General features: G+C 64.5%; 25 protein-coding genes and 1 pseudogene. 14 read left to right on the top strand and 12 right to left on the bottom strand.

Annotated features, from left to right (window positions below):
- The first annotated feature begins 103 nt into the window (after positions 1-103).
- Together FJV43_RS14690 and FJV43_RS14695 are read left to right on the top strand one after the other, a co-directional pair.
- Complete coding sequence (locus tag FJV43_RS14690; protein WP_239627971.1) at positions 104-1,162, top strand: polysaccharide deacetylase family protein; 1,059 nt, start codon at positions 104-106, stop codon at positions 1,160-1,162.
- 101 nt (positions 1,163-1,263) lie between these two features.
- A complete protein-coding gene (locus FJV43_RS14695; protein ID WP_239627973.1) occupies positions 1,264-2,076 on the top strand; it encodes an SDR family oxidoreductase in 813 nt (270 codons plus the stop codon).
- A gap of 294 nt (positions 2,077-2,370) precedes the next feature.
- Here FJV43_RS14695 and boxB read toward each other — a convergent pair whose 3' ends face one another.
- From boxB to FJV43_RS14715, 4 genes are all read right to left on the bottom strand, one after another.
- The gene (boxB, locus tag FJV43_RS14700) at positions 2,371-3,822 is read right to left on the bottom strand and encodes a benzoyl-CoA 2,3-epoxidase subunit BoxB (RefSeq protein WP_239627974.1); all 1,452 of its coding nucleotides are present in this window, start codon (positions 3,820-3,822) and stop codon (positions 2,371-2,373) included.
- Between the two features lie 98 nt (positions 3,823-3,920).
- Positions 3,921-5,609 carry a 2,3-epoxybenzoyl-CoA dihydrolase gene (gene boxC / locus FJV43_RS14705; RefSeq protein ID WP_239627975.1) on the bottom strand — a complete coding sequence of 563 codons (1,689 nt, stop codon included), beginning with the start codon at positions 5,607-5,609 and terminating at the stop codon, positions 3,921-3,923.
- Between the two features lie 132 nt (positions 5,610-5,741).
- Entirely contained in the window at positions 5,742-6,560 is an 819-nt protein-coding gene (locus FJV43_RS14710) for an alpha/beta hydrolase (RefSeq protein ID WP_239627976.1), read from the bottom strand.
- Positions 6,561-6,894: 334 nt separating this feature from the next.
- Positions 6,895-8,436, bottom strand: a complete 1,542-nt coding sequence (locus tag FJV43_RS14715; RefSeq protein WP_239627977.1) for a benzoate-CoA ligase family protein — start codon at positions 8,434-8,436, stop codon at positions 6,895-6,897.
- 121 nt (positions 8,437-8,557) lie between these two features.
- Between FJV43_RS14715 and FJV43_RS14720 the strand changes: the two genes are divergently transcribed.
- From FJV43_RS14720 to FJV43_RS14735, 4 genes are all read left to right on the top strand, one after another.
- Positions 8,558-9,466 carry a helix-turn-helix transcriptional regulator gene (locus tag FJV43_RS14720; RefSeq protein ID WP_239627978.1) on the top strand — a complete coding sequence of 303 codons (909 nt, stop codon included), beginning with the start codon at positions 8,558-8,560 and terminating at the stop codon, positions 9,464-9,466.
- A 317-nt stretch (positions 9,467-9,783) separates the two neighbouring features.
- Positions 9,784-10,485 (top strand): transglutaminase family protein, encoded by a 702-nt coding sequence (locus tag FJV43_RS14725; RefSeq protein WP_239627979.1) that lies wholly within the window; start codon positions 9,784-9,786, stop codon positions 10,483-10,485.
- Between the two features lie 55 nt (positions 10,486-10,540).
- Complete coding sequence (locus tag FJV43_RS14730) at positions 10,541-11,368, top strand: helix-turn-helix domain-containing protein (protein ID WP_239627980.1); 828 nt, start codon at positions 10,541-10,543, stop codon at positions 11,366-11,368.
- A gap of 130 nt (positions 11,369-11,498) precedes the next feature.
- A complete protein-coding gene (locus FJV43_RS14735) occupies positions 11,499-11,933 on the top strand; it encodes a VOC family protein (RefSeq protein WP_239627981.1) in 435 nt (144 codons plus the stop codon).
- Positions 11,934-12,024: 91 nt separating this feature from the next.
- Here FJV43_RS14735 and FJV43_RS14740 read toward each other — a convergent pair whose 3' ends face one another.
- A complete protein-coding gene (locus tag FJV43_RS14740) occupies positions 12,025-12,357 on the bottom strand; it encodes a PRC-barrel domain-containing protein (protein WP_239627983.1) in 333 nt (110 codons plus the stop codon).
- 70 nt (positions 12,358-12,427) lie between these two features.
- On the opposite strand from FJV43_RS14740, the pseudogene FJV43_RS14745 reads away from it, so the two are divergent.
- Positions 12,428-12,688, top strand: a pseudogene (locus FJV43_RS14745) (glutamine synthetase); the annotation flags it as partial.
- Positions 12,689-13,317: 629 nt separating this feature from the next.
- Here FJV43_RS14745 and FJV43_RS14750 read toward each other — a convergent pair.
- The 7 genes from FJV43_RS14750 to FJV43_RS14780 form a co-directional block, all read right to left on the bottom strand.
- A complete protein-coding gene (locus FJV43_RS14750) occupies positions 13,318-14,031 on the bottom strand; it encodes an ABC transporter ATP-binding protein (protein ID WP_239627985.1) in 714 nt (237 codons plus the stop codon).
- The gene (locus tag FJV43_RS14755) at positions 14,024-14,791 is read right to left on the bottom strand and encodes an ABC transporter ATP-binding protein (protein WP_239627987.1); all 768 of its coding nucleotides are present in this window, start codon (positions 14,789-14,791) and stop codon (positions 14,024-14,026) included. The genes FJV43_RS14750 and FJV43_RS14755 overlap by 8 nt, the downstream gene beginning before the upstream one ends.
- Entirely contained in the window at positions 14,784-15,728 is a 945-nt protein-coding gene (locus FJV43_RS14760) for a branched-chain amino acid ABC transporter permease (RefSeq protein ID WP_239627988.1), read from the bottom strand. Before FJV43_RS14760 ends, FJV43_RS14755 begins: the two co-directional genes overlap by 8 nt.
- Positions 15,725-16,642: a branched-chain amino acid ABC transporter permease gene (locus FJV43_RS14765; RefSeq protein WP_036042790.1), complete on the bottom strand. Its 918-nt coding sequence runs from the start codon at positions 16,640-16,642 to the stop codon at positions 15,725-15,727. The genes FJV43_RS14760 and FJV43_RS14765 overlap by 4 nt, the downstream gene beginning before the upstream one ends.
- Before the next feature lie 293 nt (positions 16,643-16,935).
- Positions 16,936-17,154, bottom strand: a complete 219-nt coding sequence (locus FJV43_RS14770; RefSeq protein WP_239627990.1) for a hypothetical protein — start codon at positions 17,152-17,154, stop codon at positions 16,936-16,938.
- Position 17,155: 1 nt separating this feature from the next.
- Positions 17,156-17,815 carry an acyl-homoserine-lactone synthase gene (locus tag FJV43_RS14775; RefSeq protein ID WP_239627992.1) on the bottom strand — a complete coding sequence of 220 codons (660 nt, stop codon included), beginning with the start codon at positions 17,813-17,815 and terminating at the stop codon, positions 17,156-17,158.
- 82 nt (positions 17,816-17,897) lie between these two features.
- On the bottom strand, positions 17,898-18,626 hold the full coding sequence (locus FJV43_RS14780) for a LuxR family transcriptional regulator (RefSeq protein WP_239627994.1): 729 nt from the start codon (positions 18,624-18,626) through the stop codon (positions 17,898-17,900).
- Between the two features lie 164 nt (positions 18,627-18,790).
- Here FJV43_RS14780 and FJV43_RS14785 point away from each other — a divergent pair, with 164 nt between their 5' ends.
- The 7 genes from FJV43_RS14785 (at position 18,791) to FJV43_RS14815 (ending at position 25,225) form a co-directional block, all read left to right on the top strand.
- Complete coding sequence (locus FJV43_RS14785) at positions 18,791-18,970, top strand: hypothetical protein (protein WP_194394427.1); 180 nt, start codon at positions 18,791-18,793, stop codon at positions 18,968-18,970.
- 369 nt (positions 18,971-19,339) lie between these two features.
- Complete coding sequence (locus tag FJV43_RS14790) at positions 19,340-20,278, top strand: LysR family transcriptional regulator (RefSeq protein ID WP_239627995.1); 939 nt, start codon at positions 19,340-19,342, stop codon at positions 20,276-20,278.
- 131 nt (positions 20,279-20,409) lie between these two features.
- Positions 20,410-21,288 (top strand): shikimate dehydrogenase, encoded by an 879-nt coding sequence (locus tag FJV43_RS14795; RefSeq protein WP_239627997.1) that lies wholly within the window; start codon positions 20,410-20,412, stop codon positions 21,286-21,288.
- A 56-nt stretch (positions 21,289-21,344) separates the two neighbouring features.
- Positions 21,345-22,475, top strand: a complete 1,131-nt coding sequence (locus tag FJV43_RS14800; protein ID WP_239627999.1) for an ABC transporter substrate-binding protein — start codon at positions 21,345-21,347, stop codon at positions 22,473-22,475.
- A gap of 139 nt (positions 22,476-22,614) precedes the next feature.
- A complete protein-coding gene (locus FJV43_RS14805) occupies positions 22,615-23,490 on the top strand; it encodes a branched-chain amino acid ABC transporter permease (RefSeq protein ID WP_239628000.1) in 876 nt (291 codons plus the stop codon).
- A complete protein-coding gene (locus FJV43_RS14810; protein WP_239628002.1) occupies positions 23,487-24,485 on the top strand; it encodes a branched-chain amino acid ABC transporter permease in 999 nt (332 codons plus the stop codon). The genes FJV43_RS14805 and FJV43_RS14810 overlap by 4 nt, the downstream gene beginning before the upstream one ends.
- Positions 24,482-25,225, top strand: a complete 744-nt coding sequence (locus FJV43_RS14815; protein ID WP_239628009.1) for an ABC transporter ATP-binding protein — start codon at positions 24,482-24,484, stop codon at positions 25,223-25,225. Before FJV43_RS14810 ends, FJV43_RS14815 begins: the two co-directional genes overlap by 4 nt.
- Positions 25,226-25,234 lie beyond the last annotated feature (9 nt).

A 25,234-nucleotide genomic window follows, 5' to 3' on the forward strand; every position in this document is an offset into this window, starting at 1 on the left:
AATGCTGCCGATCCAAGGACCCCGCGTGGACAATCAGAATAACTTTTTCTTCAAGGGTTCTTCCGTAAGTTGAGGGCGGAATGCCAGAGTCCCCCCAGCCGTCATGAAACAATTGCGTAACAACGTCATCCGCGCCGGGCTGGGAGCACTCTATTTCAGCGGAGCGCACCACCTGCTGCGCCCGCTTTTGTCGGGTGTCGGCGCCATCTTCATGCTGCACCATGTGCGGCCCGCCCGCGAGGCTGCGTTCCAGCCGAACCGGCATCTCGAAGTCACGCCCGAATTCCTGCGGGCGACGCTGTGCCATTTGCGCTCGCGCGACATCGACATCGTCAGCATGGACGAGCTGCATGAGCGGCTGGTGCAGGGCCGGTTCGGCCGCCGCTTCGCCGCCTTCACCCTCGACGACGGCTATCGCGACAATCTGGACTATGCCCTGCCGGTGCTGCGCGAATTTGACGCGCCTCTGGCGGTCTATGTCGCCAGCGATTTTGCCGAGGGCACCGGACGATTGTGGTGGACGGCGCTGGAGGCCGTGATCGCCAAAACCGAGCAGATCGACGTCAGGATCGGCAACTCCGCGCTGCGGCTCGATGCGACGACGCCTGCCGCCAAACAGGCGGCGTTCGATCGCCTGCACGACTGGCTGCGCGCGCTGCCGGGCGAGCACGACCTCAAGCGCGAAGTCGAAGCGCTCTGCGCGACGTACGACGTCGACATGGAAGCGCTGTGCCGCAGCCTGTGCCTGTCCTGGGCCGAGGTGAGGACATTTGCCGCCGATCCGCTGGTCACGATCGGCGCGCATAGCGTCAGCCATTGCAACCTCGCCAAGCAGGCGGAAGACATCGCCGCGCAGGAGATGGCCGCGAGCCGCGCGCGAATCGAGCGGGTGTTGGAGCGCCCCGTGCTGCACCTCGCCTATCCCTATGGCGATCGGGAGGCCGCGGCCGAGCGCGAGTTCGCCCTTGCGGCATCCGCCGGCTTCAAGACCGCGGTGACGACACGGCCCGGCATGCTGTTCGCGGAGAATGCCGGCCACATGACCGCGCTGCCCCGCGTCTCGCTCAATGGCAACTACCAGGACGCGCGCATCCTGCCGGTGCTGACCTCGGGCGCCGCGACCGCGATGTGGAACGGCTTTCGCCGGATCGCGGCGGCGTAGGCCCCGTCTCTCGGCTGTCGCGCCACGCGGCGAGCCGGGGCACATTCCTTGACTCCCACCCCTCCCCCGGCTCACACAGCTTCCCAACCAAGGGAGGCACCATGTTCAACGATCTGTTCTCGCTCAAAGGCCGTATCGCGCTGGTGACCGGCGGCTCGCGCGGCATCGGCAGGATGATCGCCGCGGGGTTTCTGAGCGCCGGCGCGGCGAAGGTCTATATCACCGCGCGCAAGGCTGGGCCGTGCGAGGAGACCGCCAAGGCGCTCACCGCGCAATATGACGGCGAATGCATCGCGCTGCCGATCGACATCTCGACGCTCGCCGGCGCCGAACTTCTGGCCAGCGAGTTCAGGAAGCGCGAGCCCAGGCTCGACATCCTCGTGAACAATGCGGGCGCGGCCTGGGGCGCGGCGTTCGACGAATTTCCGGAGAGCGGCTGGGACAAGGTGATGAACCTCAACGTCAAGGCGCCGTTCTTCCTGACCAAGGCGCTGGCCGGCCCCCTGCGCGCGGCAGCAAGCGCCGAGCGTCCGGCGAAGGTGATCAACATCGCCTCGATCGACGGCATCTTCGTCAATCCGATGGAGACCTATTCCTACGCCGCGAGCAAGGCCGGGCTGATCCATTTGACCCGCCGCATGGCGGTGAAGCTGATCTCCGACCATGTCGTGGTCACGGCCATCGCGCCGGGCCCGTTCCAGTCCGACATGAACCGTGCCGCGCGCGACCATGGCGACGAGGTCGCAACGCGCGTGCCTGCAGGCCGCATCGGCACCGACGAGGACATGGCGGGCGCTGCGATCTATCTCGCCTCGCGCGCGGGCGACTACGTGGTGGGCGCGACCATCGCGGTCGATGGCGGGATCGTCTACGCCAACCCGGGGATCAAGGGCAGCGGGTGGGATAGTGATTGATCGAATGATCCCTCGCCGCGCGCAGTGGGGCTCCAGACTAAAATGTCGAAAACAACCCCATGCACAGTAGAATGCCCCTTGATCAATAAGGGTTTTTTAGGCCGCGCGGAAAGGACATTTGCAGCTGCGATGATGTTGACCCGTCGGGCAAGACACCGTCGGCCTGGGACCTCTCCCCTCACATCACATGCGCTGTACGCCGCGGCTTCTCTGACGCCACGAGACCGCCTCAGGACCACCCGCTTATGCGGGTGGTGATACCGTTTGTGTTGCGGGAGCGTCGGCTCCCGATGCTTACGACTCGATCTTCACATACTCGAAATCGCCCGGCTTGTTGTCGATGCCGACCTTGGGCGGCGAGATCCAGGAGGCGTACTGGCCGGTCTCGGTGACGGGCTGCATCAGCGAGGTGATGAAATCGCCGTCGCTGGCCGAGGGCAGCCACTCGTCCTTGCGCCTGGCCCAGGTGGCATCGTCGATCAGGATGCCGTCGGGAGTCGCGTGAACATCCTTGAACTCGCCGATGTGGCGGTGGAAGGCGACGTTGGGCAGGGTCAGCTTGAAGTCGTAGCCGGCGGTCGAGATCACCTTGTTCCAGCGCAGCATGCCCTTGACGCAATCCTGGCTGTAATCGTCGCGCAGGCGCATGTTGAGCGCGGTCAGCGCCGGCTCGTCGACCAGCTTGATCTCGCCGTCGATGAACTTCAGCACCGGATAGGTGGCGTTCTTGAGCTGGTGATCGTCGTCGATCTGGGTCTCGTGATAGCGACCCTTGATGCCGGCGTTGAAGGCGTTGGCCGCGTTGGTCGAGACCTCCGAGCCGAACAGGTCGAGCGACAGCGTGTAGTGCAGGTTCAGCTTCTTCTGGATGGTCGGCAGATCGATCACCCCGAGTGCGCGGACCTTGGCAATGTCGGTCGGGTCGGCGATGCCGGCGGCCTTCATCGCATCGCAGGTGCGCTGCACGACGCGGGTGATGCCGGTCTCGCCGACGAACATGTGGTGCGCTTCCTCGGTCAGCATGAAGCGGCAGGTGCGCGACAGCGGATCGAAGCCGGACTGCGCGAGCGAGTGCAGCTGCATCTTGCCGTCGCGGTCGGTGAAATAGGTGAACATGAAGAAGGACAGCCAGTCGGGCGTTGCCTCGTTGAAGGCCCCCAGCATGCGCGGTGCGTCGGCATCGCCGGAGCGGCGGCGCAGCAGATCGTCGGCCTCCTCGCGGCCATCGCGGCCGAAATATTTCTGCAGCAGGTAGACCATCGCCCAGAGGTGACGGCCTTCCTCGACATTGACCTGGAACAGGTTGCGCATGTCGTAGAGCGAGGGCGCGGTCTTGCCGAGATGGCGTTGCTGCTCGACCGAGGCCGGTTCGGTGTCGCCCTGGATCACGATCAGGCGGCGCAGCATGGCGCGATGCTCGCCCGGGACTTCCTGCCAGGCCGGCTCGCCGTAGTGCTCACCGAACGGCACGACGCGGTTCTCTTCCTGCGGCGCAAGGAGAATGCCCCAGCGATATTCGGGCATGCGGACGTAATCGAACTTGGCCCAGCCGCGCGGATCGACCGAGTACGCGGTGCGCAAGTAAACCAGCGATTCCTGGAAACCTTCCGGCCCCATGTCGCTCCACCAATCCATGTAGCCGGGATGCCAGCCTTCCAGCGCCTTCAGCACCTGGCGGTCTTCAGCGAGATTGACGTTGTTCGGAATCTTGGTCGAGTAGTCGACGTTCATGATGTTCATATTCATTGGGAGCTCTCCCGTGTTGAACCTGATCGTTTCGCGCGAATGGCGAATGGCGAGTAGCGAATGAAAATCCCTATTCGCTATTCGCCACTCCCTATTCGCTACACCCGCGTCATATCGAATTTCGGCTTCTGGCCGCTGCCGTAGCGGCGCAGCGCGCCCTCCTCGCCGACCGCATTGGGGCGCTGGAAGATCCAGTTCTGCCAGGCGGTGAGGCGCGCGAAGATCTTTGATTCCATCGTCTCGGGGCCGACGAAGCGCAGGCTCGCTTCCATGCCAGTGAGGCTGTCGGGCGAGAAGCTGGCGCGCTCCTCGAGGAACACGCGGACCTCGTCGTCCCAGTCGATGTCGTCGAGCGCGAAGGTGACGAGGCCGAGCTCCTCGGCCTGCTCGGCGTCGAGGCTGGTGCCGAGCGTTGCTTCCGCGCGCTCGACATCGGAGGGGTCGGCCTGGAAGCGCGACTGTAGCCGGGTCAGCCCATGGCTCATCGGGTAGGGTCCGAAATTCATCGCGGAAAGCTCGATCGACGGCGGCGGGCGGTTGTCACCCTGCCGCGTGCCGATCAGCATGTAGGAGCGGTCGGCGGCAAACACGAGCTCGGCCAGCGTGCCGGCAAAGCAGGAGCCGGGCTCGACCAGCGTCACCAGTGTGCGCGACGTGACGTCGATGCGCTTGAGCACGCGCTTCCAGTAGTGGCGGATTTCGTTGACCAGCCAGTGCGCCTTGTTGGCTTCGAGGAAGGCATCGCAAGCGAGCACATGGGCCCGATCGCCGTGGCTCTTGAACACCAGCATCGCGATCTCGAGCTCGTTGATGCGCAGATGCAGGATGGCGTCGTCGAGCTCGCGCGCAACCTGGAGCGGCCAGAACGACGCGCCCTGCGCCATCATGCCGTCGATGTCGGCAGGCCGCGCGGCCTCCGGTGCCTTGATCGAGATGGTGGCGATGCGGGCCGTGCGATCGATGTCGACGGTGACGAAGCCGTAACGGATGCCGGTCTCATCGATCACGCGATCGAGCGGCGTCAGTGCGATGCCCTTGCCGCTGCCGGAGCGTTTTGAGGCTGCCGCGAATTCCCTGGCACGCTCGGCGATCTTGGCTTCCAGCTTGGAATTCGGCGCGATCTCGTCGACGAGGCGCCATTGCACCGCGCGCTTGCCCTTCACACCCTCCTCGATGGTGCAGAAGAAATCGGCGTGGTCGCGGCGCACCTTGCGCTTGTCGACCACGCGCGTGAGACCACCGGTGCCGGGCAGCACCGCGAGCAGCGGCACCTCGGGCAGCGCAACGGCGGACGAGCCGTCATCGGCGAGGATGATGTGATCGGTCGCAAGCGCCAGCTCATAGCCGCCGCCGGCGGCCGAGCCGTTCACCACGGTGATGAAGCGCTGGCCGGAATTCTCCGAGGAATCTTCCATGCCGTTGCGGGTCTCGTTGGTGAACTTGCAGAAATTGACCTTGTGAGCATGGGTCGAGCCCGCCAGCATGCGGATATTGGCGCCGGCGCAGAACACGCGGTTCTTGGCCGAGCGCATCACCACGACCTTGACCTCGGGATGCTCGAAGCGAAGCCGCTGAACCGCATCGGCAAGCTCGATGTCGACGCCGAGATCGTAAGAGTTGAGCTTGAGCAGGTAGCCCTCGAACAGGCCGCCGTTCTCGTCGACGTCCATGGTCAGGGTCGCAACGTCGCCCTCGACCGCCAGCTTCCAATGCTTGTAGCGGGACGGTTCGGTCTGGAAATCGATGAATGTCGCGCCGCCTGCGAGGCGCCGATCTTCCCCGGCCATGGGTCATCCCTGAGCTTGATTATGCGTTTTGGCTTGAGCGTTAGATGCACAATAGTGCATATTTTCGGATGCGTCTAGCCCTCAATACCCATAGCATGCACTTTGTTTCATGTCACTCATTCTCGGCCGCCATCACGCGGCAGGTCCTTGCAGGCCCTCATCGTCGCGCAGGGCCGCCCTTGCGAACTGCTCGATCGCTTCGAGCGTCGGCCCGGGCGCTTCACGATGCGGAGAATGTCCCGCGCCTGGAATGATCTTCGGATCGACCGGGCAGTAGCATTCTTCCTGCGCGATCTCGACCTGACGCAGGGTGCCATATTGGTCGTCGGCGCCTTGCAGGACCATGATGGGGACGCGGATATAGGCCAGGTATTCCGAGATGTCCCAGTCGCGGAACTTCGGATCGAGCCAGGCGGCGTTCCAGCCGTAGAAGGCGTTGTCGACGTCCTTGTGCCAGCGCGCCAGCTTTGCCTTCAGGTCCGTGGTCTCAAACATCGTCTTGATCGCGGCGATGGATTTGATCGAGATGTCCTCGACGATGAAATGCGGCGCGATCAGCACAAGACCGTTCAGGCGATGATCCTGATGCGTCCCGGCATAGATCGTCGCGATCGAGGCACCGTCGGAATGGCCGAGCAGGAGGCCACGCTTGAAGCCGATCGCATCGAGCAGCTTCGGCAGCACGTCCAGCGCCTCGCGCTGCATGTAGTCGAGCGGCCGCGGCAGCGCGACTGGACTGGACTGGCCGTAACCCGCGCGCGAATAGGCGAAGATGCCGGCGCCGGTGGCCTGCTGCAGCTTTTCCGGAAAGTCGCCCCAGAGGCCAACAGAGCCGAGGCCTTCATGGAGCATGACGATAGTCGGCGCGTCGGCGGCCTGCGGCGCGAGCCATTTGTATTCGAGGCTGGCGCCATCGATGCTGAGGAAACCGGTGGGGGTGAGGTTGGTCATGGTCTTCTTCCTGTTCGCTCCGTCTGCACCCTCCCCCGCTTGCGGGCAGGGCAATCGCATATGGTACGCACGGTGCGGCGGCATCGGCACTAGGCTCCCTCCCCCGCTTGCGGGGGAGGGTTGGGGAGAGGGTGTCTCCGCGCTGGGATTATTGAGATTAACTGAGGACGTCCCTGCGTGGCGAGAGCCCTCACCCGCCGCGCTCTGCGAGCGCGTCGGCCTCTCCCGCAAGCGGGAGAGGCGGAGCAAGCCAGCGGACAATCCCCGTGAAATCCATATGCGATTGCCCTGCCTGCAAGGGGAGGGTAAGCAAGCGAGTCCACCGCCTGCACCATCAATGCGCCCCTTCCCGCAGCTTGAACCGCTGGATCTTGCCCGTCGCCGTCTTCGGCAGCGAGTCCACCACGTCGATCCAGCGCGGATATTTCCATGGGCCGATCTTCTGCTTGACGTGCTCCTTCAGCATTTCCTGGAGATTGCTCGTCGTCACGCCCGGCCGCAGCACGACGAAGGCCTTCGGCTTCAGCAGCCCTTCCGGATCGGCCTCGGGCACGACGGCGGCTTCCAGCACGGCCGGATGCGTGATCAGCGCGCTCTCGACCTCGAACGGTGAGACCCAGATGCCGGAGACCTTGAACATGTCGTCGGCGCGGCCGCAGAAGGTGTAGCGGCCCTCGGCGTCCCTGACATATTTGTCGCCGGTTCGCGTCCACGGTCCCTCGAACGTGCGGCGGCTCTTGTGCCGCTGATTCCAGTAGCCTTCGCCTGCGGAGGGCGCGTCGACCAGGAGTTCGCCGACCTCGCCGTCGGCAACGTCCTGCCCGGCCTCGTTGACGAGACGCACTGCGTAGCCCGGCACCGGTTTGCCGGAGGAGCCGTATTTGATGTCGCCGGGCGCGTTCGAGAGAAAAATGTGCAAGAGCTCGGTCGAGCCCACGCCGTCGAGAATGTCGACGCCGAAGCGCGCCTTCCAGCTGTTGCCGACCGATTCCGGCAGCGCCTCGCCGGCCGAGGTGCAGATGCGCAACGCCTTGCCACAGCGCTCGCTTTTCATCGTCTCGTCGTTGAGCATCGCCGCGAACAGCGTCGGCACGCCGTAGAAGATCGAGGGATTGTAGCGGTTCATTAGATCGAACATGCGGGCCGGCGTCGGACGCTCGCTGTTGAGGATGACGCTGGCGCCGACCGACATCGGGAAGGTCAGCGCATTGCCGAGACCGTAGGCGAAGAACAATTTTGCCGCTGACAGGCAGACATCGCTCTCGCGAATGCCGAGCACCTGCTTCGCGTAGGTGTCGGCGGTCGCCTGCAAATTCGAGTGCAGATGGCGCACGCCCTTGGGCATGCCGGTCGAGCCGGACGAGTACAGCCAGAATGCCGGCTCGTCCGGGTGCGTCGCGGCAGTGGTGAACTGGTCGCTCTCACCTGAGAGCTCCTCGGCGAGCTGCTTGTGGCCGTTCTGCTTGGCGCCGGAGACCACGACATGCTCGAGATCGGGCATGCGGCCGACGACGTCCTTGATGACCGGATAGAGCGCTTCGGACACGAACAGCACGCGCGCGCGGCAGTCGGCGAGGATGTAGGCGTACTGGTCCGCCGTCAGCAGCGTGTTGAGCGGCACCGGCACGATGCCGGCGCGGATCGCGCCCAGGAACACGACCGGGAAATCGATCGTATCCAGCATGATCATCGCCACGCGCTCCTCGCGGCGGACGCCAAGCCGGCGCAGCATGTTGGCGGCGCGCCGGGTCTCGCGCGAGAGCTCGCCATAGCTGAGCCGCGAGACCGTGTCGTCGAAGGCGAGCTTGCCGGCGCGGCCTTCCTCGACATTACGGTCGAGCAGCCAGGTCACCGCGTTGTAGGATCCCTCGCTCACGGACATCTCCCCCGAATTTAGAATTATAATTCATAGAAAGACACTGCGGCGACTTGCTGTCAATGCCAGCAGGCATTATGTTTCATTAAACCGCGCCGCAGGACACCCGTAAAGAAGGATCATGACCGAAAGTCCCGACGCCGAATCCCGATTTCTTGAACAACTCGGCCAGCGCGTGCGCACCATGCGCGCATTGCGCGGCATGTCGCGCAAGGTGCTCGCCAAGGTATCGGGGATTTCGGAGCGCTACATCGCGCAGCTCGAAAGCGGCAAAGGCAATGTCTCCATCGTGCTGCTGCGCCGCGTCTCGGACGCGATGGGCGCGCACCTCGAAGATTTGCTCCCCTCGGCCGATCCGACGCCGGACTGGCAGATGTTTCGCGACCTCTTGCGCAAGGCGACCCCGGCGCAGATCGCACAGGCCAAGGATTTGCTCGCCGGCGGCAGCACCTCCGCGCCGCGGCGCGCGCCATTCTGCGGCATCGCCCTGATCGGCCTGCGCGGCGCCGGCAAGTCCACGCTCGGCAAGATCCTGGCGAAGAAGATCGGCTGGAGCTTCGTCGAGCTCAACAAGGAGGTCGAGCAGCAGAACGGCCTCTCGGTCGCCGAGATCATCGCGCTCTACGGCCAGGAAGGCTTTCGCCGCATGGAGCAGGCGGCGCTGCAACAGCTGCTCGCACGCAACGAGCTGATGGTGCTGGCAACCGGCGGCGGCATCGTGTCCGAGCCCCTGACCTTCGACCAGGTCCTGACCTCGTTCTACACGATCTGGCTGAAGGCCGAGCCCGAGGAGCACATGGCGCGCGTCCGCCGCCAGGGCGATCTGCGCCCGATGGCGGATGATCGCTCCGCAATGGCGGAGCTGCGCAACATCCTGCTCAGCCGCGAGCCGCTGTATTCGCGCGCCACAGCGGTCGTGGACACGGCAGGAATGAGCGTCGATGCCGCTGCCGCGCGCCTGATCGACGCGGTGCGGCCGGTGCTGCAGAACGAAGCCCGCAGCTTCGGCCTGCGCAGCGTCGCGCTGTAGGGCGAGCTGCCAGCTCCGATCTCCGCTACGTTCCCTCCCCCTTGCGGGGGAGGGTTAGGGAGAGGGGTCCACACGGGGACTCCATCCTTCACGCAACACGTTCCTTCTTCGCGACAACAAACACCTCTTGCCGGGCTACCCGTCTCCCCCGCCCTCCCCGCAAGGGGGGAGGGAGCGCAGCTGAGCGCGCTGAAGCACTTCGCATCCGGATCGGCGGCAGCGCTGCGATCGAGGCGCCCCAGCGCAATTCGAACGCGCACCATGCACCCGTATCGTGTGATTTGAGTTCCGCGGCGACTGCCTGCTAAACTCCAGACATGACCGACATCCTTCCCGATACGATCCGCCGTCTCTACACCGATCCCGGTGAGTATATCGACAGCGATCATCCCACCGTGCAGCAATTCGCGAACGACGCGGTGCGCGCGGATGCGAGCGCGCGGGAGAAGGCTCGCGTGCTCTACAAGGCGGTGCGCGACGGGATCCGCTACAACCCCTATGTCAGCATGCGCGTCGCCGAGACTTTTCGCGCATCGAGCGTCCTCGCCGCCGGACAAGGCTATTGCGTCGGCAAGGCGTCACTCTATGCGGCCGCGTGCCGCGTCCATGGCATTCCCGCCCGTGTCGGCTTTGCCGATGTGAAGAACCATCTCACCACCGAGAAGCTGCGCGCGAGCATGGGCACCGACATCTTCACCTGGCACGGTTTTACCGAGGTGCATGTCGACGGCGCCTGGCGCAAGGCGACGCCCACATTCAACGATACGCTCTGCGCCAAGGTCGGCGTGGTCCCGCTCGATTTCGACGGCCACACCGATGCGCTGCTGCACCCCTTCGACGGCGAAGGCCGCGCCTACATGCAATACGTCAACGACCGCGGCAGCTATCACGACGTGCCTGCGAAATTCCTGATGCGCGAGATGGCGCGCGACTACGCCAACATGCAGGGCGAGGATCTGTCCGGCCGCGACATGGAGCGCGAGGCGGAGGCGCGGCAGAGCACGGTGCTGCAGCGATAGACTTGGACGGGCGCCATCGCGACGCTATGCTGGGCGCGAACGAGCGAGATGCGCGATGGACGCACCTGCCGATGTCATCCGTCGATCTGCCTCCCCGCGCCTTGCGCGGCTGGTCTCCAGCATCTCGTTCTACCGCGAGCGCGGCCTCGGCCTGGCCGCCTTCCGCCACGCCGCACCGCTTGCGCTTCCTCTGCTGGTGAACTTGGGAACGCCCTTCCGCATTGCGCTCGGGCAGCAACCGGATGCTGCCGACGCTCGGCCGAGTTTCGCCGCGGGTCTCTTTCCCGGGCCGGTCCTGATCGAATCCGACGGCCGCGCCGAATGCGTTCAGGTCGATTTCACGCCGCTCGGGGCGTATCGCTTCTTCGGAGGAGCCGTGCCCGATTTGACCGCCCGCATGGTCGGCCTTGACGACATTCTGGGACGGGATGGTGAGAACCTCCGCGCCAGGGTGGCCGAGGCGGTCGGCTGGCGGCGGCGATTCGAGATCGTGGAAGACTTCGTGCTTCGCCGCGCCGTGCACGAGCCTTCGCCAGCGGTAGCTTTCGCCCTGGAGACGCTCTGGAGACGCGCAGGCGCGATCAGGATTGCCGCCATCGCCTCCGACATCGGCTGGAGCCGCAAGCATCTCACGCGTCGCTTCCACAACGAGATCGGCGTTCCGCCAAAGACGCTGGCCCAGATGCTGCGCTTTCATCGGGCCTGTGCGCTGGCCCGGACGAACGGCGCAGGCGGCTGGGCCACAATTGCAGCAGACGCCGGCTATGCGGACCAGGCGCATCTTGCTCGCGATTTCCGGATATTCAGCGGCGAGACGCCGACCGGATGGGCCGCGCGGCTCGATGTCGTCGATCCACGCCTGATGCGGGACGGCGGGGGCTAGCGCCAGGACGGCGCGAGGCAACGGTCAAGTCCCATTTGTTCAAGCCGGCCGCCATGATCCGAACTAGGGTCGGCGTCGCAGCAAGCTTGCAAGGACTTGCGCCGAACTTGCACCGAATTTGGAGAATTTCATGAACCAGCCGAACGGCTACGAAGCACCGCGCCTCTACCACACCTTGCGCTGCAAGGACGCGGAGGCGATGATCGCCTGGCTGAAGAACGTTCTCGGCTTCGCCGAACGCGTGGTGTACCGCAGGGAAGGCACGGTCATTCACGCCGAGCTGGCGTTCGGATCGTCGATTCTCATGCTGGGGGCGCATCGCGACGACGCCTACGCCAAGCGGGTTGGTGACATCAGCGGCCGGCGGACAGATGCCGTGTATCTGGCTGTTGATGATCCCGACGCGCTCTACGAGAAGGTGAAAGCCGCTGGTGCGACGATCGAAATGGAGCCCTACACAACCGATTATGGCAGCCGCGATTTCGCCGCGCGCGATCCGGAGGGCAACCTCTGGAGCTTTGGCACCTATTGGCCCAAAGTCGGCGAAGAGCCACTCGCCGGATAACCGGACGATCACGTCAGACACGGCTCGACGGCCGCAGTTCGAGCCCCGCCAGCCCGTGCCGAGAATGCGGGCTGCCAGGCCGGCTTACCCGCTAGATCGACCAGTAATGCGGATGCGGGTAGGACCGCGAACGGTCGCCCCAGTCGAACGCATCGCCATCGAACTCGCACGGGCCGCTACTGAGTTCGTCCAGCGTCAACTCGATCCGGAACGCCTCGCGGCTTGGGTCGTATTTCAGCGCGTTCCACTGGAGAGGGTAGTGATGATGGGTGCCAAGCGGTCCACCGGTTTTGATCACGGCATAGGCAACCATTCCACTCAGCTTGTCGAGCATCAGCCGTTCGATCGTGCCGAGCTTCGTCCCGTCGCGTCCATAGACGGCGACACGCTCCACGCGATCGCTGGGAACCATGGTATGGTGCATGGCGTCCTCCCTGTTCTCTCATGCTTGGAGCCATTATAGCACCGGCTTCGAGACAACGGGAATGCAGCTACAGATCCTCTCGGGTCTCGACGGCGTCGACCGCAAGCTCGACCCCGGCCCCTCGGCGGACACGCCCTACGAGACCAAAGCGCCGCCATTGCCGAAATCGCTGCGCGATGCGGTCGCCGCGCTGAAGGACGATCCCTTCTTCCGCGAGAAGCTCGGGGCCGAATTCGTCGACTACTACACCCACATCAAGAACGCCGAGATCGATCGCTTCCTGTCCGAGGTCACCGACTGGGAGCATCGCGAGTTCTTCGAGATGTTTTGAGCAAGTCCGGCCCAATCCGGCACCGATGGCTTACTTCAGCCGAATCGTGTCGACGCGCCGGCACGGAACACAATGGTAGGCGTGCTCCGAACGGAGCATGACGATTCCCGGCAGCGTCGCCAGGAACTTCATTGGCCGCCTGCATCTCGAGCAGATGAGGATCGGCGGATCATCTTCGCGATCGGAACTCATTCGACAACCAAGTCTGAAGCCCGCACGATACTGCCTCGCCGCGCGCGCTTCACCTCGGGGGAACTACCGGCTTCTATCGGAATCCGGCCGGCCTCAAGCCGGGGCATTATTTCACGCTCCCGTGAGGCGACTTCTTCCGTAATGTTCCGACGACATTGCGCCACTCCGGACGAAGCCATTTCCTCATTCCGCGAAAAACGCCGGAAAGACACGCGGCCTATAACTTCCTTCCATGATCAACAACGGAGTTCGGTCATGTGGGATCAATTTTTCAGCCTGATCTATCGCTTGTCCTGTCGGACCACCCTGATCGAGATCGGCGGGCACCGCCTCGCACGTTAGTCGGGCGCTGCATGCGAATTGGGTAAGATCGATTGACCAGATGACGGGGAATGCGAGGCGCTGGCATTCCGCTGCTCACCTCGCGCGGGGAAGCGCTAAATTCCCAGATATTTGTGCTGCAGATCCGGCTCGGCCACGAGTTCGTCGGACGTGCCGCTCCATACCGTCCTGCCGCGCTCGATGATGTAGTGGCGGTCGCAGATGCGGGCGAGATGGTCGACGTTCTTATCGACGACCAGGATCGACTGTCCCCGGCTCTTGAGCAGCGACAGACAGCTCCAGATCTCCTCGCGGATCAGCGGCGCAAGGCCCTCGGTTGCCTCGTCCAGAATGAGAAGCTTCGGGTTGGTCATCAATGCGCGGCCGATCGCGAGCATCTGCTGCTCGCCGCCGGAGAGCTGGTTGCCCATATTCGACGCGCGTTCGGCGAGGCGCGGAAACAGCACATAGATTGCGGCGAGCGTCCAGGGATTGCGGCTGCCGAAGCGGTCGGCGGCGGCCGCCACCAGGTTTTCGCGCACGGTGAGGTTCGGGAAGATCTGGCGCCCCTCCGGAACGAGGCCTACGCCGAGCTTTGCAATCCTGTAGGACGGAAGCTGACGCACCTCGGCGCCAGCGAAACGGATCGCGCCTGCGCGCGCCGGCGTCAGGCCCATGATGGAGCGGATGGTGGTGGTCTTGCCCATGCCGTTGCGGCCCATCAGCGACACCATCTCGCCCGGCTTGATCGACAGCGACAGGCCGAACAGCACCTGGGACAGGCCGTAGCAGGTCTCGATGCCTTCGACGTCGAGCAATGTGTCAGCCATGATGCGTCACCACATGCTGATCGCCGAGATAGGCGCGCCTGACGTCTTCGTTGGCCCGGATCGAGGCCGGATCGCCGGAGGCGATGACGCGGCCATAGACCAGCACCGAGATGCGATCGGCCAGCGCGAACACCGCCGGCATGTCGTGCTCGACCAGCACGATCGACACTTCCTTCCGCAGCTCCTGGAGCAGCTTCACCATGCGCTGGGATTCGGTGACGCCGAGGCCGGCCATCGGCTCATCCAGCAGCAGCAATTTCGGCTTGCTGGCGAGCGCGACGGCAAGCTCCAGCTCGCGCCGCTCGCCATGGCTGAGCCTGTTCACCACGACGTCGGCGCGATGCGCGAGCCCGACGCGATCGAGCGCCGCATGGGCGGCATCGCGCAGGCCTTTTTCCTTGCGCGCGTTGGCGAAGAAGCGGAACGAGGTTCCGGCATGCGCCTGCGCCGCCAGCGCGACGTTGTCGGCGACGGTGAAGTCGAGCAGCAGCGAGGTGATCTGGAACGAGCGCGCGAGGCCGAGCGCACAGCGGCGATAGGCCGGCAGATCGGTGATGTCGCGGCCACCGAGCAAAACGCGACCGGAATGCGGGGAGAGATGTCCGGTGAGCTGACTGATCAGCGTGGTCTTGCCGGCGCCGTTCGGGCCGATGATGGCGTGCAGCTCGCCTTCCGCGACGTCGAGCGAGACGTGATCCGTCGCGATGATGCCGCCGAAGCGACGCACCAGCTTTTCGACGCGGAGCAGGGGTTCAGCCACGGCCAGCCCTCCCCAGCGCGCCCATGATGCCGCCGCGCCCGAACAGGACGATCAGCAGCAGCAGCGGACCCATGATCAGCGCCCAATATTCGGTGATCTGGGACAGGAACTCTTCCAGCAGCAGGAACACCACGGCGCCCATGACCGGGCCGAACAGCGTGCCCATGCCGCCGAGGATCACCATCACCATGAGGTCGCCGGAACGCGTCCAGTACATCACGGCCGGGCTGATGAAATCGGTGTTGTTGGCGAGCAGCGCGCCGGCAAGGCCGCACATGGTGCCGGAGATGACGAAGCAGACCAGCTGGTAGCGCTTGGCCGGGAAGCCGATCGCCTGCATGCGCTGCTCGTTGGAACGCAGGCCCTGCACGACGAGGCCGAAGCGCGAATTGACGATGCGCCAGATCAGGAAGATGACGCCGAACAGGCAGGCAAGGCAGAGATAGTAGAACTGCACGCGATTGCCGAGATCGATCAGGCCGGAGAAGTCGCTGCGCTTGTAGATGGTGAGGCCGTCATCGCCGCCGTAACGCGCCAGCCCCGAGGCGACGTAATAGGCCATCTGGGCGAAGGCAAGCGTGATCATGATGAAGTAGACGCCGCGGGTGCGAAGCGAGAGCGCGCCGATCACGAGCGCGTAGATGGCGGAGGCGGCGAGCGCGACCGGAAACTGGATGAAGCCGCTTCCCACGCCCTCCTGAGCGAGCATGCCGACCGCGTAGCCGCCGATGCCGAGATAGGCGGCGTGACCAAAGCTCATCATGCCGCCAAAGCCCATGATGAGGTTGAGGCTCGCAGCCGCCAGCGCCAGGATGATGATGCGGGTGAACAGCGTCAGGATGAAGATGTTGCCGGAGAGCTGCGAATAGAGCGGCAGCAGCACGAGGCCCGCCAGCAAAAGGGCCGTGACGGCCTTGCTCACCGTGAAAGCCTTCATCGACGATTGGCCGGAAACAGCCCCTCCGGCCGCACCACCAGCACGATCGCCATCAGGAGGTAGATCAGCATGGACGACAGCGCCGGCGCGGCGGTGGAGGCAGCGGCGCCGCTCAGCACCTGCCGCAACAGGTTCGGCAGGAAGGCGCGGCCGAGCGTGTCGATCATGCCGACGAAGATCGCGGCGAGGAACGCGCCGCGGATCGAGCCGATGCCGCCGATCACGATGATGACGAAGGCGAGGATCAGGATGTTCTCGCCCATGCCGATCTGCACGGTCAGGATCGGCGCCTGCATCAGGCCGGCAAGGCCCGCGAGCGCGGCTCCCAAACCGAACACCAGCGTATAGAGCAGCTTGATGTTGATGCCGAGCGCACCGATCATCTCGCGATTGGAGGCGCCGGCCCGGATCAGCATGCCGATGCGGGTACGCATCACGCCGAGATAGAGCAGCAGCGCGACCAGCAAAGCCACCACGATGATGGCGAGGCGATAGGCGGGATAGTGAATGCCGGGCAGGATCGGCACAGGCACGGTGAGCCAGGCCGGCAGCGGCAGCGCAAGGCCGGCCGGCCCCCAGATCAGCCGCACGGCTTCGTTGAAGAACAGGATCAGGCCGAAGGTTGCGAGCACGTGGTCGAGATGGTCGCGGCCGTAGAGATGCCGCAGCGCCGTCACCTCCAGCACGATACCGAGCACCAGCGTGGCCCCTAGCGCCATCAGCGCGCCGAGCAGGAAGCTGCCGGTCCAGGCCGCAAAGGTCGCGGCGAAATAAGCCCCCATCATATAGAGCGAGCCGTGCGCGAGGTTGACGAGATCCATGATCCCGAACACCAGCGTCAGGCCGGCGGCGAGCAGGAACAGCAGCAGGCCAAACTGCAACCCGTTCAGGAACTGTTCGACGACAAGCAGCATCAAGACTCTTTCAGGCGCACGCAGCGTCGCGCCGATGTTCGAACAATGTCGCCATCAGTGAAAGAGCTCCCCCTGCCTCTTCAAGGCCGAAAAATGGGTAATGGCAGTATCGTTCCGAGGCAAGAGCGATTCGACATCAAACATGCACTTTGTTGCATGCCGATGCATGCGATCGAGATCGACACTGCAAGAAGGCTGCCGCGCAGGCTGGGGCAACCTGCCGCACCCAAGCGATCACCCTCTCGCCGGCGGACGGACGAGAGGGTGCAGATTTGTCGGAGTGCAGGGGACGTCTAGTGCGATGTCATCTGCCGGGGCAGATCATCGGGTTCGGCGAGCCCGCCGTTGGCCGTCGTGGCTTCGAGCGCTGCCATCCGGAACAGATAGGCGAGCGTCGCCAACCCGGCGTCTTCCGCCATCTGCGCCAGCTCGAGCGCCATATCGGACATGTAGCCGAGATTTTCGTCCTTCGTTTGCGCCATGATCTGGCTGTCCCGCATCATGTTCGACATCTCAGGCGCTCTTTCGTTGCGCGGCAGCGAAGCCGCAGAGGTTGGCCCGGGCGACGGCATCCAGTCGCGGGCCGTCTTGCTGCACGACGGAAGCCATGCCGATCCGATCATGCAGGGCATCGAGAGTCTCGCGGCGAATGTCGATGGTCGCCGCCATGGTCCATGCGTTCTCCACCAGGGCCGGCAGGCCGAGCGGCGTGACGACGAACCCGGCCTCGTGGAAGCGCGGCAGCCACCACGTCTCCATGATCGCGCTGACCTGCGCGATTCCCTGATCGAGGCAGAACTCCTGCACCGCCGCCATCAGTTGCAGGTTGAGCGCACCGTCGCGGCGATCGCGCACGACGAAGTAGCGCGACCATTCCCAGATCAGCGGATCGGCCGGGCAGCCGCGGACCGCCGCCAGATGCGGGAACACCTCGCTCATCATCGAAGGCTTGGTGGTCGGGTAGAGCCGATGACCGCCGACGACGCGGCGCTCTTCCAGCGCCAGCAGATAGACGGTGTCCTCGTCATCGTAGGAATCGATCTCGCGGCCATCCGGCCTGCGCAGCGTCTCCCAGCGCCGCTCTTCGACGAAAATGTCGTGACGCAGCCGGAAATGCTGCTCGATTACGTCCTCATAGAGGTGGTGATTTGCGGAGGAAATTGCGTGAATCATGAAAACCCCCATTCATTCTCAATGGAGGCAGACTCCGCGAAAAGACGCAGATTCGATATTGGGAAATTTCCCAGTGAGGCGCCTAGGGAGCGATGATCTTGTTGCGAATCGCCAGCGCCACCGCATGCGTACGGTTGACGGCTCCGAGCTTGCGCGCGGCGGTTGCAAGATGCTCTTCGGCGGTACGCTGCGTGATGTGCAGGATCTCGCCGATCTCCCAGGCCGATTTCCCCTGCGAAGCCCAGGCGATCGCCTCGCGCTCGCGCCGAGTGAGGCGCGTTGACGGATGCGGCACCGGCTCAAGCAGACGGCGAATGTGGTCGTAGCCATACATGGCCATCAGGTGCAGCGCCGGCTTGCTGCGGGCATTGAGGTCGAGATGGACCCCGCCAAGCGAGACCGCGGCCTCGTAGCCCGTGAGCCCGTGGATCGGCACGATGAAACCGCGCGACATGCGAAACTCGCTGGCGCGATTCATCACCTCGGCTGCGTTCGGCTCGAGCTCGGCGTCATAGGGGGCTTCCGACCACTCGAACGGATTGACCGACTGCCGGCAGAGCCGCACCACGGGATCGTAGCGGTCGTAATTGTTCTCGGTGTAGAGGCTGAACCATCCCGCCGGCCAGCGCTTGGCAAGCACCATCTGTGCAAACCGCTGGTCGGGATTCGGCAATCCCGTCACGATGATGGTTTCGAAGCCGAAGCGACCAAAGGCCGCTTCGAGCGCATTCATGGCGTCTGGTACCTCGCGGTAGGTCTGCAGGCCTTCAATGAAGTCGAGCGCCTCCCGGCCATATTCTACGGCGGACATCGGTGCGTTTCCTGACCCTCGCCGCTTCCGTATAGCACGTATCTGCGAACTGCCTCAAATGGCTGTGGCCGTAGTTTCCCGGTGCCCATCTGCTCCGAAGATTTAAACTACTTGTGGCAGAATTTGCGCCGCGATACACCTGAAACGTCTGAAGCGGGAAACCAATGATGGAAGACGAGGACATCGCCCTCAACAGCGTGCTCGGCCTGGAATTGAACCGCGTGTTTTTTGCCGTCCGTGAAACGGCGAACAAGCAGAAGATCATCGAGTTCGCGCGCAAGGTGCTGCAAAGCGAGCACGCGGAGGCGGCCGAGAACGCATCGCCCGAGGGCCCGGCGAGCTAGAACGCAATTGCAGCAGACGACGCCGATGCAGCGGATCGCGCGACGATGCCGCCTCTCCATCTGACCGCGCGGATTTTAGTCGAAACTCTCTGGCTGAAAATTTGGTTTCCCTCTCCCCTTGTGGGAGAAGGTGGCGCGAAGCGCCGGATGAGGGGTCTCTCTCCGCGAATCCAACTCCCATTTGAAGTCGCGGAGAGAGACCCCTCACCCGTCTCGCCGCTACGCGGCGAGCCACCCTCTCCCACAAGGGAGAGGGCAGAGTCTGCCGCCTCCGTCCACATCGACGCACTTGCCGCTGGATGACCTCGCATCTCTCGTGAGATGATCGCCGCCGCGATCTCTTGTCGATGCCAGGGACATTTCAAGGCCATGATGACGCTACGCCAGGTTGAGGTCATCCGTGCCGTGATGGTGACGGGCACCATCGGCGGTGCGGCGAAGCTGCTCAACGTGTCGGCGCCGGGGATCAGCCGTCTGGTCAAATATACCGAGCGTTCGCTCGGCATCCGCTTCTTCCAGCGCCAGAACGGACGCTACTTCCCAACGCCGGAAGCCGAGAACATCTTCGAGCAGATCAACGGGGTCTACAAGAAGGTCGACGATCTCTCCGAGATCATCTCCAAGATCGGCCGCGGCGGCCTGTCGGAGCTGCGCATCGGCTCCGTGCCCAGCATCTCGCAGGTGATGGTGCCGCGCGCGATCGAGCGCGTCCGCCGCCGCTATCCCGATCTCGGCATCGACATCAACATCCTCAAGCTCGAGGAGGCCATCGACTATCTCCTGCTTGGCCGCGGCGAGTGCGTCGCGATGAGCTACCGGCTGGAGCATTCCGGGCTCGACTTCATGCCACTCGCCTCGGGCGAACTCTATTGCATCGTGCCGCCGGGTCACGAACTCGCCGGCCGCAAGCAGGTCTCGGCCGCCGAGATCACCCGCTATCCGCTGATCGGCATCGACCCGAACGATCCCTATGGGCGGATCATGGCCGAGATCTTTGCGCGCAACCGGCTCGACTACAACATCTCCATCCGCGCGCGCTTCGGCACCACGGTCTGCGCGCTGGTGAAGGCGGGGCTCGGCATCGCCATCATCGACCAGTTCACGGTGGCCCATGGCGGCTATCCCGGGATCGAGCTGTTGAAGATCACGGAGCCGACACGGTTCGACACCTATGTCGCAGTGAAGCGCGGCGCGCCGCTGTCGCTGCATGCCGAGTATTTCATCGAGTCCCTCCGCACCGAGATGCGCGCGGTCGAGCCGTCCCGCGGCAACGGCAAGACCGTTTCGGCGCGGGGCCGGAAGAAATAACATGATGTTAGGTTTGCCGGATAAAAGGGTAATTGTGTTAGGCGGGGGAAAGGCTATCGTCGCAGCTGGAATTGCGCGGTTTCCCCGCTAATGGCCGGGACCGGACGCTCCCAACGAGACGATGGCGAACCATGTCGAAGCGCGGATACGCCGCCAGCAAGAAGCTTCTCACCGGCCTGATCGGCGCGCCGATCGCGCATTCCGCGTCCCCCGCCATGCATGAGCGCGCCGCCGAGGCGCTTGGCCTGCGCGGTCATTACCAGCTCATCGAGGTCGCCGGCGCCGACGCGGCCGGGCTCCGCATGATGCTCGAAGGCGTACGGCGGCTCGGCTTCGCCGGCGTCAATGTCACCTACCCCTACAAGGAGGCCGTGGTCCCGCTGCTCGACGCGCTGGCGCCGGGCGCAGCCAGCATGGGCGCGGTCAACACCGTCGTCGTCGGAGATGGCCGGTTGACCGGCCACAACACCGACACCACGGGTTTCGCCCGGGCGGTGGCGCCACTGCTTGCGCCGTCCGGCAACGCCGTCGCGGTGATTGGCGCCGGCGGCGTTGGCAAGGCCATCGCGTTTGCGCTGGCGAGCCTGAAAGTCGCCGACATCCGCATTTTCGACAGCGAGCCGGCGCGCGCTGAGAAACTCGCCGGGCTGCTCGCCGGGCAAGGCGGCGCGAGGGTGGCTGGAAGCGTCGAGGATGCGCTCGTTGGCGCGACCGGTCTCGTCAACGGCACGCCAGTCGGCATGCTGCCGAGCCGTGACACGCCGGTACCGGCGGCGCTGCTCAGGGCGGACCTGTGGGTCGCCGACGCCGTCTATTCGCCGCTGATCACGCCGCTGCTTGCCGCAGCGCGAGAGAAAGGCGCTCGGATCATGACCGGGCGCGAGCTCGCGATCTACCAGGCCGCGGACGCCTTCGAACTGTTCACCGGCCTTGCCCCATCGACCGAGATCATGGGAGAGGCTTTTGATGCCGTGATGGCTGCGCGCAGCGCCGCCTATCAGGCAGCTTGAGGCAAAGCGGCCGGACACAAGGCCGCTTGCAAAATTCGAAACGGGAGGAGAGGACGATGAAATCAACGCTATTGGTGGGCGCGCTGTTCACCATCATAACCGCAACGAGCGCCCACGCCCAGGCGATCAAGCTCGCCAACGTCGCCGAGCTGTCCGGCGGCGGCGCCACCGTCGGGACCAACTGGAAGAACGGCATCGACCTCGCGATCGAGGAGATCAACGCCAAGGGCGGCGTGCTCGGCCGCAAGCTCGAGGTCACCCACGCCGACTCGCAGTCCAACCCCGGCGTCGCCCGCGCGCAGGTGCAGAAGGCGCTCGACGCCGAGCCCTATGTGCTGCTCGGGCCCGGCTATTCCGGCTCGGTGAAGGTCACCGCGCCGCTCGCCGCCGAGGCCGGCATCGCGCAGATCATGGGTGGCGAGGCCGCCGAGCTGACGCAACAAGGCAACAAGTACCTGTTCCGCACCTCGTTCGGCCAGCAATCCTCGATGCCGAAGGTCGCGAAATACATCCACGACGAGATGAAGGCGAAGTCGGTGGCCGTGGTCTGGGTCAACAACGATTTCGGCCGCGGCGGCCGCGACGTCGTCATCAAGGAGCTCGATAGGCTCGGCTCCAAAGTGGTCGCCGATCTCTCGACCGAAGCGGGCCAGGCTGATTTCGCGGCGGACGTCGGCAAGATCAAGGCCGCCAACCCGGACGCCGTGTTCGTGTATCTCAACGAAGAAGAGAGCGCGCGCATCCTCAAGGAGCTGAAGCGCCAGGGCGTCACTGTGCCGCTGATGGGCGAGACCACGCTGATCGGCCAGAAGGTGATCGAGCTCGCCGGCGATGCCGCCAACGGCGCCCGTGGCCATGTCGGCCTCACCACGGATGCCCCGGTCGATTTGATCAAGGCGTTCCGCGAGAAGTTCTCCAAGAAGTACAATTACGTGCCGGACCACAACGGCCTGAAGGGCTATCTCGCCGTCTATATGGTGAAGGCCACCACCGAGAAGATGGGCAAGGTCGACCCCAAGAAGTTCGCCGACACGCTGCACGGCCTGACCATCAAGGCCGCCGACGAGCCTGGCATCCTGATGGACGTCACCTTCAGCGATACCGGCGACATCGACCGTCAGAGCTTTCTGGTCGAGGTGGTCGAGGGCAAGCAGGTGGTGAAGCAGGTGCTGCCGAAGGTGAAGTGAGATCTTCGCCTCTCCCCGTGCTTGTCGCGCCGAAGCTTTAGCGAAGGCGGATGCGGGAGAGATCTCTCCTCTCCCTCTCCCCGCAAGTGCGGGGCGAGGGAGAGGAGAGAGCGGGGCGAGGGAGAGAAAAGAGGGGAAAATGTCCAACCTGTTCGATTTACTGGTCGCGGGACTTGCCACCGGCGCGATCTACGCGCTGGTCGCGGTCGGCTTCACGCTGCTGTGGCAGACCTCGCAGACCATCAATTTCGCCCAAGGCGAGTTCGTGATGCTGCCGGCGTTCCTGATGCTGGCGGCGATGCATGTGGGCGCGCCGTTCTGGCTCGCCATCATCCTCGGGATCCTGCTCTCGATGATCCTGCTCGGCCTCGCCTTCAAGCTGCTTCTGGTCGACCCGATGATGCGCCATGGCGTGCTGCCGCTGGCGATTGCGACGATGGCGCTCGCGATCGGCATCAAGGAGGCCGTCAAGCAGTTCTACAGCGCGGAAGCCTCGCCCTTCCCCTCGATCGTGCCGACCGGCGACATCTCCATCCTCGGCCACGCCGTCTCGCTGCAGAGCATCGGCGTGCTCGTCGTCGCCATCCTCGCCGTTCTTGGACTGACGACGCTGCTCAACCGCACCTCGCTCGGCCACCAGATGCAGGCTGCGGCGCAGAACCCGACGGTGGCGCGCATCATCGGCGTCCCGGTCGAGCGCATGATCCTGCTGACCTTCCTGATCAACGCCTTCCTGGTCGCGCTGGCTTCGCTCTTGATCACGCCGATTTACCTCGCAAAATTCTCCTCCGGCGAGGTCCTGGGCCAGGCCGCCTTCATCGCCGCGATCGTCGGCGGCTTCAACCAGGTGCGCGGCGCGATCGCCGGCGGCCTCCTGATCGGCGTGCTCGACAATCTCGCGGCCGCCTACGTCTCGACCCAGTATCGCGCCGCCGTGCCGATGCTCTTCCTGATTGTCGTCATCCTGTTGCGGCCGCAGGGCTTGCTTGGCCGTGCCGAGGAGCGCACCGTATGAGCGGATTCGCCAAACCCCTGAAGATCGCGCTCGGCCTTGCCGTCATCGCCGGCCTGATCATCGTCCCCATCAACTTCAACCGCTACGGCCTGTTCATCCTCAGCCAATGGGCGGTGATGAGCATCGCCGCGATGGGACTCAACCTCACGCTCGGCTATGCCGGCCAGGTCTCGCTGGCGCAGGGCGCCTTCGTCGGCATCGGCGCCTATGCGGCGGCGATCATGACGACGCATGGTTGGCCCTTGCCGGCGGCGATCATGGTCGCGATCGTCCTGAGCTTCGCGGTCGGCTGGGTGCTCGGCTATCCCGCGCTGCGCGTGCAGCACCACTACCTCGCCTTCGTCACGCTCGCCTTCTCGACCTTGGCCTTCCTGGTATTCCGCAACGAGAGCTGGCTCACCGGCGGCATCTACGGCATCTCCAACATCCCGCGTCCGCACGTCTTCGGGCTGGCGACCAACAAGCCGCTGCCGTTCTATTATGTGTGTCTCGCCTCGCTTGCGATCGTGTCGCTCGCGATGTGGTGGCTGATCCGCTCGCCGTGGGGCCGCGCCTTCATGGCACTGCGCGAGAATCCGCTGCGCGCGCAATCGCTCGGCATCGACACGCGGCGCTACACGCTGATGGCGTTCGCGATCGGCTCGGCACTCGGCGGCGTCGCCGGCGCGCTCTATGCGCCGCTGACGCAGTATATCGACCCTGTTCCGTTCAACCTGTCGCTCTCGCTCGACCTGCTGATGATGGTGATCGTCGGCGGCGCCGGGTTCTATTTCGGTCCCTTCCTGGGCGCCATGATCGCAGTGCTGCTGCCGGAATGGCTGCGCTTCACCGAAGGCTATTATCTGATGCTCTACGCCGTCGCCGTGATGCTGCTGCTGATCTGGTCGCCGACGGGCATTCTGGGAATCCTCGACCGTTATCTCGCCGAACGCCGTACCAAGGCGGCTTCCGCACTGCGCGCCGTCGCGAAATCCCGCCTGGAGACGGCGCAATGAGTGCGGTCCTCGAAGTCACCGACATCAAGAAGAACTTCGGCGGCATCAGCGCCGTCGGCGGCGTCTCGTTCGACGTGCGCGAGGGCGAGATCCTCGGCCTGATCGGCCCGAACGGCTGCGGCAAGTCGACCCTGTTCAACTGCATCCTCGGCCAGCTCACCCCGAGCGGCGGCGAAGTGAAGCTTGACGGGCGGGTCGTCACCGGCCTGCGTCCATCCGAGCTCAACAGGCTCGGGGTAAGCCGCACCTTCCAGCTGCTGCAGGTGTTCCCAAAGCTCTCGGTGCGCGAGAACCTGATCCTCGCCGGGCAGGAGCACCAGGGCAACATGGCCTTGCGCCTGGTCGGCCGCTCCGATGCCGGGTTGACCGACGCCGCCAACCAGATGATCGGCTTCTTCAAGCTCGATCATCTCGCCGACGAGCCGGCCGGTGGACTCTCCTATGGCCAGCAGAAGCTGCTCGATGCCGCCATGGCCTTCATGGGCGGACCACGCCTGGTGCTGCTCGACGAGCCCGCCGGCGGCGTCAACCCGTCGATGCTGGCGGACCTCAAGGACCGGCTGGTCGCGATCAATCGCGAGAAGAACGCCACCTTCGTCGTGATCGAGCACAACATGGAGTTCGTGATGTCGCTGTGCTCGCGCGTGATGGTCATGGCGGAGGGCAAGGTGCTGGCGATGGGCCGGCCGGACGAGGTGCGCAAGAACCCCGCCGTGATCGACGCCTATCTCGGACATTAGGAGAGCGGG

The sequence above is a fragment of the Bradyrhizobium sp. I71 genome, from assembly GCF_022354745.1.
Lineage (GTDB): Bacteria > Pseudomonadota > Alphaproteobacteria > Rhizobiales > Xanthobacteraceae > Bradyrhizobium > Bradyrhizobium liaoningense.